Source organism: Microcoleus sp. S13_C3 (assembly GCF_036700905.1).
Taxonomy (GTDB): Bacteria; Cyanobacteriota; Cyanobacteriia; order Cyanobacteriales; family Microcoleaceae; genus Microcoleus.
In genome coordinates this window covers 1-10,134 of record NZ_JAUBPT010000226.1, presented here as the reverse complement: position 1 = coordinate 10,134, position 10,134 = coordinate 1, and the positions used below count along the sequence as shown (strand labels likewise).

The following is a 10,134-nucleotide window of genomic DNA, read 5'->3' as shown; positions in this document are numbered from 1 at the left end:
AGAGTTTCTTTGATTCATAACGGGTGCTGGGCCTCCGTGAAACGCTCTCAAAGAGGACTGAAGAACTCATTAGTCCTCATAGCGAGGACTTTGGCTTTGAGACTCTTGTTGAAACCCCTGCCGGAATGAGGGTTTAACGTTAAGTTGACACCAATGCCCACAATAATCATCCTCAAATTGTGTAAGGCCCCTTTTTCACTTTCTTGAGAGGTATGGCTGGGATGAGGGCCAACAATTTATGCTCAATGATTAACTGGACTTGGTATGAAACAGCTAATATTATTTACCCTCCATCGACCGCAATAAAATTAGTTGGTAGTGAGGACTTTGACCGTCATAAAACTCGCTCGTACTTCCCGTAACTACAAACGTTATAACGCTTATAATACCCGATTTTCTATCCTTATTAAGACTATTTCCTACGACTCCGACGCTCTAACTCTTTAATTACTCTCAGAACAAACAGCGACATTAAAGCGCCAATTAATGCCAGTTGCCACAACCCGCATCCTGCCGCAGTTCCTAAAGCTGCTGATACCCAAATAGCGGCGGCAGAGGTAAGCCCGTGAACTTCCGGTTTGCCTCTTTCCTTCTGAGATTCCCGCAGGATTTCTCCGCCTCCCAAAAACCCAATCCCGGCCGCAATGCCTTGAATTACGCGGGCTACAGCATCTCCTCCGTTTTCATTTTTACCCATTGCCAGCGGCATTAAAACAAACAGTGCACAACCCATACTTACTAGCATATGAGTTCTCAACCCCGCTGGTTTGTGCCGGAGTTGGCGCTCCCATCCAATAATTCCGCCAACAAACATGGCTAGGCACAACCTTAATAGTATGCCTAGCCAATTATCGGGAGACCACAAGTTAGCGATCGACAATGTTTTACTGCAAATAATTAATCCGAAGATTCCAATATTAGCGGAGCACGATGTCCGATCGCAATCTCACTGCCAAATCTTGTTCCGGGCGAATCACGAGCACGTCAACGCTGCGCCGCCCCAACAATACTCCAGCTAAAGCGCCGATCCCAGCGCCTCCTAATACTTCTTCAGTCGCGATCGCTTTGTCGCCGGTAATGCCTGCGAGTGCAGCCGCAGCAGCAGCACCCAAGGCTGCACCTTGCGCTACTGAACCTGTGCCAGCACCTTTTTGGACTCTTTCGGTTCTGGTAATAATTCCTGAATTTCCGTCAATCCGATAGCGTTGGCGGCGGCTGATAATTAACTCTCTGGCAACAAATTGAGTACCGATTTGATTGCCTCTTCTGACAGGTTGCAGTGCCCCGACTATCTGGCTGCCTGCGGGGATTAATACTCGGCCTTGAGGTGTGCGGATGTCTTGCGCTACTGTTAAAGTTAAAGGTGCAGTTTCTTCGCGGGTGACAACTATTTTGTCTTTTTCATAGCTAACTGGAATGACACTGCCCGACGGAATTCGGATGCTATCAAATTGGGAAATTCGTTGTTGGGCTTCTGCGGGAGTAGCTACCACCAGCGGCGCGCTGGTTCCCACTGTAATGCCCAGTGCGAGGATTGCTGCTGTTGCTGAACGCCATTTTTGAGAAGTAATCATATAAATTGTCTCCTTGCTTCGGTTTTTGTTTACTTAGGAACGCACTACTGCTAAATTTGTTTCTGGTTTCGCATTCATCTGATGTTTTGATTATGGCAGGCTGGAATTCTACAAGTTGGGAAGATAAGGTTGATAATCCAGAAGTTGAAAATTTGGAAAAATCGAGAAAATCCCCAATACAGGGGCGATCGGGAAGATAAGGAAGATATTGAAATACTCACCGGCAAGTCGATTTTAGATTTGAGATTTTAGAATTGACTCCACAGATGAATCTGGAAGCTGGAAAGTAGGTGTAAAATATTTCGCTTGTCAACAGTCAACAGTCAACAATCAACAGTCAACAGTCAACAGTCAACAGTCAACAGTCAACAATTAATTGTTGAGAGCGTTTAAGGCTAGCAATCCAGCACCGAAAGCTGGTTCGTATCGGGGCGAAATTACCTTAGCTTTTGGGGCGATCGCACTTATGGCGGCTTCAAACCGACCTCGGCAATTTGCCTCTCCGCCCCACACACCTCCTACGATCACAATTTCAAATTCTTCTGTTTGGTTAAATAGCGCTGAAATGGCTATTTTTGTTGAATAGGTTAATTCGGCCACAGCATTATTGATAATGCAGTCAGCGACGCGATCGCCCTCTGCTGCGGCTCGATCGACAATCGGCGCTAAAGCAGCAATTTCTTTGACTCCCCAACCGCGCCCGTAAACGACTTCTACCAATTCTTCTAGGTTACTGAGGCCTAAATGCGTTTGAAATTTTTCCGCAAGGACGGTAAAGTCTTCGCGTCCGTCATAGAACTTCAAAGCAGCTTGCAAACCGTGAAGGGCGATGTTATATCCGCTGCCTTCATCGCCTAAAATATATCCCCAACCCCCGACTCGTTTAGTTTTCCCTTGATGGTTTTGCCCAAAAACAATCGAACCGGTTCCTGAAATAACGGCGATACCCACTGGATAACCTGTACCGCCAGCAAGTGCGATCGCGCAGTCGCTGCTAATTACTATATTCCTGGGCAGGAACGATCGGGTTACTGGTAAAGTATTTGTCAACTGCAAGTTCTGCACTACAAATTGCACTATTTCACGATCTTTGGGACGCCCGACTCCTGCTAGTCCCAGACCAATTGCTTCTATGTTGAGATTGCTATTCGTCTCGATTTTAGCGGACAGAACTGCTCGTTCGATCGCCAATTGGATGGATTGTTTGGCTGTCTCAATTCCCAGGGTTTGATAATTTGACGGCCCTGCTTCACCCCGTCCTAAAACAAGGTGGTTGTCATCCATTAAAAGGCAGATTGTTTTAGTGCCGCCGCCGTCGATGCCGAATACGTAGCTCATGAATAATTTAGAGAATAATAGAGCAACCCAGATTAACAGATATCTCTCTATTCTACGCTTTGTACAATCAGATTAAACTGAGATGTTGCACCATTGTCAATAAGCCTTTTATGAACAGGCTTTCCGGCCTGTTCCACAAGAAAATTAATCTCCTGTGGAACAGGCCGGAAAGCCTGTTCTTCAGAATGGTGCAAGATGTGAGATTAAATCGAGAGAGCAATGCTAATAATAATTAAACCTAATAATGCTAACCAAACCAGATGGCGCTGACACCAATTTTTGATTGATTGTGGCCAGCCGCCGCTGCTGTAAGGGCTCGTCTGTGGCACAAGTGGCTCAGCTCGATCGTGATAAAGCGTGCATTCTTTGGCAAAGGGACGCTGCGGGTAGTTGCAAGTGTCGTCTTCGTGATAAATACAGGTAGTGCACAGAAATTCTTCGGGTTTCGATCGATAAAGAGGGATACCCGGATGACCGAAAGCTTTGAGGGGGATTTTGCAGTGTGGACAGGCGAGCGCTTGGGCGTCTACAGGTTGGTGACAGCGGGGGCAATCAGGCATAGACAGCAGGGTGATGGGGTAATGTGGTGGGTAGGCTCATTAGGGGGTTTTCCGAACGCCGAGAATGGGCGATCGCCTCGCCATCAGGCGGCTGGATGCTCCAAAATAGAAAGGTAGGTGTGCGCTGATGTAACTTTAAGTTTACAGATGGTTTCGCAGCGACAGCAGGCGACCTGAGCCGATCGGGTATGAAAGGGCCAACATTAGGAAAAATCTATGGATAACAATAGCAACTTACTCAAACAACTGGTAATGCTGGGCATTGGTACTACCTCCCTGGTGGCAGAGAAATTGCAGGAAGTCAGCGAGCAATGGGTCAAAGATGGCAAAATCAATTCCGAGCAAGCCAAAACCTTTGTCGATGACATGACCGAGCACCTCAAGTCTGAACAGGGCAATTGGGAGACGCAGTTGCAGCGGCAACTACGGAATATGCTGCAAGATATGGGAGTCCCCCGACAGTCGGAAATGGATGAGTTGCGCGGAAGGCTCGATCGTTTGGAACGTCAGATGCGGGATTTAGAAAACCGTAACTGGCGCTGAGTTCGATCCTCTTCTGCAAGCTTCGCTAACGCCCGCGAGAAGTTCGCTGCTATCTTGTGATAAGATTGTCACCCGAAGGCAGAAGGCTAAAAAAGGCACTTATGTAGAAGCCATTTATGTAGAATTACAAACATTTTGACTTCATACTTTGGCCTTGAAAATTATCTGGTACCTGCCGTTTTTTGGTGGAAAAGTTCAGATAACATTTGGTAGTTCTTGTTGTACTAGATGTCTTAGATATCTGAGATATCGCGGTTAAAAGTATTAGGAGGATTAATTTTGCGAGGAGTTCTAGTCAGCTTGGGAGTAATGCTGGTTTGCTTTTTGTTTTTGATAGTCGCTCAAATGGGCGGTTCTGGGTCCCAAGCAGTTGCAGCCGAATTGAACAATCTTTTACCCGAGACTGCTATTGAGAAGTTGTCAGCGCAGTCTTTGAATGAAAATAGCTTGCTAGTAGCTGATGCTACTTTACCAGAGGTACCAGCTACTATCGCTGGCAATGACATGACTGATAATACTGAGAAAACTGTCACCACAGATTCAGGTCTGAAATATGTTGAATTGACAGAGGGTAAGGGGGCGACTCCAAAAACCGGGCAGACGGTTGTCGTACACTACACGGGAACTTTGGAGGATGGCACGAAGTTTGACAGTTCGCGCGATCGCAATTCTCCTTTTCAGTTCAAAATTGGCGTAGGTCAAGTAATTAAGGGTTGGGATGAAGGTGTCGGTACGATGAAAGTTGGAGACCGCCGCAAGTTGATTATTCCCCCTGAACTCGGTTACGGTGCTCGCGGTGCGGGCGGGGTGATTCCTCCTAATGCTACGCTGATTTTTGATGTGGAATTGTTGAGAATCGGTGGCTAGGTAGCTCAATCTAATTAAACGTAAAACTTTTACGGTGTTTAGAAACCCGGTTTTTTTTAAGAAACCGGGTTTTTGTGTATGTTCTGGTTGATTTACGATCGCTTCGGAGATGCCAGATTGCGAAAGCAGGTAAATTGGGCGTCAAATAATAGTTTGATGATTCCTGTGGGCCCGTTTCTGTGTTTGGTAATAATTACTTCTGCAATTCCGCGATCGGGCGAATCAGGGTTATAGTATTCATCGCGGTAGAGCATAATTACTAAGTCGGCGTCTTGCTCTATGGAATTATGGGCATACAAACCTTGTGTGGCAAAGCTTTCAATATTTTCTACTGTCATATCGTAAACCATTTCTTCGCCACAAAAATTGATTTCTCTCACCTTATCCCAATAGATATCGCTAACAGCTAGCTTGAATATCTCTTCGGCATCCAAAATATTCCCCAACTGATATGCGCGTTCTCGACCAATATCACATTTGTAATCCGTTGTGGCTGAATAACGCATACCTAAGCAATCTTGCATCTGTTTGACGGTTAAACCAAGGCGCTTTTGGGCAAAATTGACTTGAGTTCGCCAAAGTTCATTCGGAATTAAATCCCGATTAGTCTTCCCACTATCAGCATTATTTAAATATATTTTTACCTCTTCCAAACTAGATCTTTTATAATTACCAACTGCACCAATTACATTCGCAAATATTTCTATGTCTGATTTCCCTCCTAACCAAACTTGATATTGTGCGCGCCCTTTTTTACCTTGAGAAATAACTCTGACAGCCGCATTGATGTTCAGTCTAAGCAACAGAGAACGGACTCCTCTGGCTAACTTCTCGCTACTAGAAGCATAATAAATAGCTGGATAAAGACATTTCTTCCCTTTAGTCGGTTTGATACAACCATCAGTTGCCCATAGGTGTCGAAGGAAAAGAGCGATCGATTCTTGCGGTTGGGTAAATACTAAACTGGGAATAAATTTTTCATGGGAACGTAAACCAAATATTTCTAATTGTTCGAGCCATTTAGTAATCGGATTTTTAATATTGGGAGCGAGACGATAACTAGCGGAGAGATAAACTTGATACCAATCGCGTTCGCGTTTAATGCGGGGATTAATTTTATCACCAAATACTTCTCTAGCCAAATGTGCAACTAATTCAGCTAAATCTAATTCTCGCGTCGTGTACTGAATGGTATGTCGGGGTAAAGTACAACCATCACCAATTAAATGTCCTAGTAAAGCTAATTCAGCATTACCCATCGTCTGCACTTCACTACAAGGAATTGATCGAGGTGTAGCAATTCGATCGCCTATTTTTAATTCATCTAACCGCTTCCAACCATCTGATGTAAAGAACTTATGATTGCCTGTTGCTGTAATCGAATTTCCCAAGCAAGTCGTCATCTCCCAGACGGGCTTGACTCCAGTACAAAAAGCATTAGTCACCATCGCTTTTTCCTGTTTCAGAGTATCTGAATTTAATCCCCAAACAGCAAAGCCAGATTTGCCGACTAAATCACGAATCGGGACTTCTAATCCACTATCCGCCAAGGTAACTAAACTATCGCCACCGAGACATCCGCTTTCGCGTAAATCAGACATCATCGGCCGCTTGTTTGTCCTGGCTTCCACACCCCGACTCAACTGAGATAAGGCAATAATCGGCACGTTGAGTTCGCGGGCTAAACCTTTAAGACTTCTGGTAATTCGAGATAGTTCTTGCACGCGGTTGTCGCTGGTACCTTCCATTAATTGCAGGTAATCTAGCAAGACTAATCCTAGGGTTCCGCCTTGTTCTGCTTGGAGGCGGCGGACTTTCGATCGTATTTCTGTGACGGTAATATTGGGAGTATCGTCAATAAATAGTGGTAGTTCTGATAAATTGCCAATGGCTGTACTGATTGGTTCCCATTCGTTTTGACTGATTCTACCGGATCGCAACCTGTTACTTTCTATTTTCGCTTCGCTGGACAGGATACGCTGCACTAGCTGTTCTTTCGACATTTCTAAGCTGAAAACGGCAACCGGCAATTTCTGCTGTCCAGCGGCGATGTGGTGGGCGATGTTGGTACAGAAAGCTGTATTGTGAACGCAGATATCGTTAGCCACAAAATTGTGCGTCTCCGGGATAGTTAAGTCATAGACTTGCTTGTTTCCCATCGGTTCGATAGAAACTATTTCATCCCAGTAAACCTCGCTATCTGCCAGTCTTTTCAGCCACAAATTATCTAAAGCATTTGCTAAAACTAAGAATCTTTCTCTGGACAGCGCACGTTTACCAACGTGGATATTTGAGTTACCTTTGATGCCTGCGCGTTTTGCTAAGGATGCCCAAGATTCGTTGCCTTTTGCTAATGCTAGGTATTCCCAGGCCTCGACAGGAATTAAATCGCGGTTAGTTTGGTATTCTTTATTTTCTAATGCTTCTTTTACTTTAAATAATGCTACCTCTTTGCCAAAAATACCAATTTCTGATATGAATGTTTTGATGGACTTTGCGTCAGTAATATCGATTTGCCAAGCTGGTCTGCGAGTATTTTTGTATTTGACAGAACGCTTTTTGAGGGCGGCAATGATGCCAAATCTCAGCAGTAGATGCTGTACGTGTCTGGCTAGTCCTTCGCTGACAGAACAGTAGCCTAGTTGAGATTGACCGCTGGTAAGTAGGGTTGCCCAGCCGTCTGTTGAAAAGAGGCGGTTGAGAAAAAGGGCAACTTGCGATCGCTCCAATTTAAAAACTATTTCTGGTACAGTTTTCTCATGAGCATTTTTTCCCATCAGACCTAACTTTTCTAACCAATTTCTCAGGGGATTTTTATGACTTGTATTAATAACATCCATTCCCTCATCGGCTAGGTGTTCTGGATCTACTCTTAAAACTCTGCAAATGCCACTAAATAATTCTTGATTGGGAAATGCTATTCCTTCCACCCAAGACCGGACTAATCGCGGTGGAACTTCCAATTCTAGCGCTAATTTTTTAGAGTCAAAATTTCGTTTTAAAAGGATTGTTTCTAAATTATAACCAAAGTTTTTTATACTATCTGTGTAACTTTCTCGATCGCCCATTATACAATATTCTGGTGTGCGCTTCCCTTGCTCGCTGAATCGCAGCTTAAGACCTCCGAAGCTAGTAGCAGCTTCAGCAAAATCTTGTAGTATAGCAGTATTTCCATTGGTGAACTTAGGCGCGCTGCGTGTCAAACACCCATCGCCAATTAGATAAGCCAATAATTTAACTTCACAGTTTCGGATGGTTTCTTTACCAAAAACATTCATCCTGCGGGGAACAGCAATCTTATCGCCTACTTGTATTTCCCTCAACTGCCGCCAGCCCTTAATTGTTAAAAATGGGTGTGTAATTGTAGTTTCTATAAATCGTCCCAGTCTTGTTGTAACCCGAAATACAGGCTTAATTCCATCATCTATAAAAGCTGATGGTCTAGTTAGGTGAAATTGCCAATCTTCTCCTAATGTTAGTAATTCAGCTTGACGTTTTTGATAGATTTGTTCTATACTAGAAACAGTTCCATCACTTTCTACTATTACGGTAGAGGCTGCTTGGCACTTGCCCATCGCCGGCCTGGCTGCAACGATGATTAAATCCGATCGCTGAAAGCCTCCTGTCATAGCATCTAAGTCATAAAAACCGCACGGAATACCGGGAAGTGTGAGGCCTTCATTGCGATTTTCTAGGTCTTGAAATGTTTGGTTTAATGTTTCGCCGATCGATACTAAATCCTGTTGCGGACGTTCTTGAGTGATGCTGAAAATTTCTTGTTCGGCGCGGTCTAAGACTGTTTCTAGTGGTGTTGCCGTCTCGTAACCTAATTGTACTATGTTGTTGCCAGCTTCGATTAATTTGCGGCGCTGATATTTGTCTTCAACTAAAACTGCATATTGGTCGATGTTGACTGCGGAAACTGTGCGATCGACTAATTGTGCTAATTTAGTTAGTCCTCCTACTTGCTCTAACTGGTTGCGGTCGGTTAGCGCAGTTGTTACCGTCATTAAATCGGTAGGTTGGCCCTGTAAAAATAGCCCTAATGCCGATCGATAAATGACTTGATGAGCGGTGATGGCAAAAAACTCCGGTCGCAGCAGTTCGGCAATTCGGGAAATAGCTTCGGGGTCAATTAAAATTCCCCCCAAAATTGCTTCTTCTGCCTCTATATTTGTCGGCATCAAATCGCTCATTAGTCAATAGTCCTCAGTCAGTCGATTTTAGATTTTAGATTTTAGATTTTAGATTTACTCTACAGATGAATCTGGGAGCTTGAACAAGAGCCTAAAATTTTAGGTTCGACTCTCATGAGCGTCGGGGCTTGTGTCCGTTTTTCCGGCGGGGTCATTAGTTATTATCAGTGTAAGGTTTTGTAGGAGTGCGCTCTGTCGCGAGCTCGCGTTTATACCAGACTCACGCTCTCTCGATCTCGCACTCCTGAAAAAATGCTTCTTACTCTCTGGAGAGATGCTCCGGTTCTCAATCTGCAAGTTAGCGTTATTGAGTCCTTACTTAGCAGTGCTTAGTTGTTAGCTAATGACTAACAACTAATGGCTAATGACTGATGACTGATGACTCTTAATTACATCGGAACAACTTGAATATCAACTTCGGCAGTAACTTCTGCGTGTAGTTTGATTTCAGCTTTGTATGTACCAGTTTGGCGAATTTCGGGCAGAGTGATGCCGCGCCGATCGACTTCTTGACTGGTAGAGTTGAAAATCAGTTCTGCTACTTCTTGGTTGGTGACAGTACCAAAAATCGCGTCTGCTTCGCCAACTTGCTTGGAGATGATGAAAGGCCCAGCCGATTGGAGGGCGGTTTTGCGGACTTCAGCTTGCTGCTTGAGCTCTAGCTGGCGCAGTCTTTCTTCTTCACGGCGGCGCTCTGCTTGCTTGAGAATGCCCGGAGTGGCTTTAAATCCCATTCCTTGGGGTACTAGATAGTTGCGGGCGTAGCCTGGGGCTACTTCTACTACGTCGCCAGCTTTGCCGAGTTTGCTGACATCTTTATTTAAAACTAATTGGACGCGCTTGGCCATGATCGTGGGTTGTGGGGTTTTAACTGCAACTTTTTATAATAGCGAAGTTTGAGGGGCGATAGCAAGGGAGTTCGGCAACGGATTATGTAACGGATGTAACGGATGTAACTGAGATATTGCACCATTCTCAATTACTGTAGTTTAGACTAGCCAAAGATGAGAACGGTGGCAAAAGAAGAACTAGAGCCACCGCGCCGGGAGAGAATGA

The 10,134-nt window shown here is 44.7% G+C and carries 8 protein-coding genes; 2 read left to right on the top strand and 6 right to left on the bottom strand.

Going from position 1 to position 10,134, the window contains the following annotated elements:
• Positions 1 to 412: 412 nt before the first annotated feature.
• From QUA16_RS33910 to QUA16_RS33895, 4 genes are all read right to left on the bottom strand, one after another.
• Positions 413 to 880, bottom strand: coding sequence for an MgtC/SapB family protein (locus QUA16_RS33910; RefSeq protein WP_333181690.1), 468 nt, complete (start codon positions 878 to 880; stop codon positions 413 to 415).
• A gap of 37 nt (positions 881 to 917) precedes the next feature.
• Positions 918 to 1,574, bottom strand: a complete 657-nt coding sequence (locus QUA16_RS33905) for a hypothetical protein (protein WP_333108808.1) — start codon at positions 1,572 to 1,574, stop codon at positions 918 to 920.
• A gap of 372 nt (positions 1,575 to 1,946) precedes the next feature.
• Positions 1,947 to 2,912: a BadF/BadG/BcrA/BcrD ATPase family protein gene (locus tag QUA16_RS33900; RefSeq protein ID WP_333108805.1), complete on the bottom strand. Its 966-nt coding sequence runs from the start codon at positions 2,910 to 2,912 to the stop codon at positions 1,947 to 1,949.
• Positions 2,913 to 3,115: 203 nt separating this feature from the next.
• Positions 3,116 to 3,472: a zinc ribbon domain-containing protein gene (locus QUA16_RS33895; protein ID WP_333108803.1), complete on the bottom strand. Its 357-nt coding sequence runs from the start codon at positions 3,470 to 3,472 to the stop codon at positions 3,116 to 3,118.
• A 216-nt stretch (positions 3,473 to 3,688) separates the two neighbouring features.
• Between QUA16_RS33895 and QUA16_RS33890 the strand changes: the two genes are divergently transcribed.
• Entirely contained in the window at positions 3,689 to 4,015 is a 327-nt protein-coding gene (locus QUA16_RS33890) for a phasin family protein (protein ID WP_333108801.1), read from the top strand.
• Positions 4,016 to 4,294: 279 nt separating this feature from the next.
• A complete protein-coding gene (locus QUA16_RS33885; protein WP_333108799.1) occupies positions 4,295 to 4,882 on the top strand; it encodes an FKBP-type peptidyl-prolyl cis-trans isomerase in 588 nt (195 codons plus the stop codon).
• Positions 4,883 to 4,974: 92 nt separating this feature from the next.
• Here the strand turns inward: QUA16_RS33885 and QUA16_RS33880 are convergent, their stop codons facing one another.
• Both QUA16_RS33880 and rplI read right to left on the bottom strand, forming a co-directional pair.
• Positions 4,975 to 9,078, bottom strand: a complete 4,104-nt coding sequence (locus tag QUA16_RS33880; RefSeq protein ID WP_333108798.1) for a replicative DNA helicase — start codon at positions 9,076 to 9,078, stop codon at positions 4,975 to 4,977.
• 389 nt (positions 9,079 to 9,467) lie between these two features.
• Positions 9,468 to 9,926 carry a 50S ribosomal protein L9 gene (rplI, locus tag QUA16_RS33875; RefSeq protein WP_333108796.1) on the bottom strand — a complete coding sequence of 153 codons (459 nt, stop codon included), beginning with the start codon at positions 9,924 to 9,926 and terminating at the stop codon, positions 9,468 to 9,470.
• Positions 9,927 to 10,134: the final 208 nt, after the last annotated feature.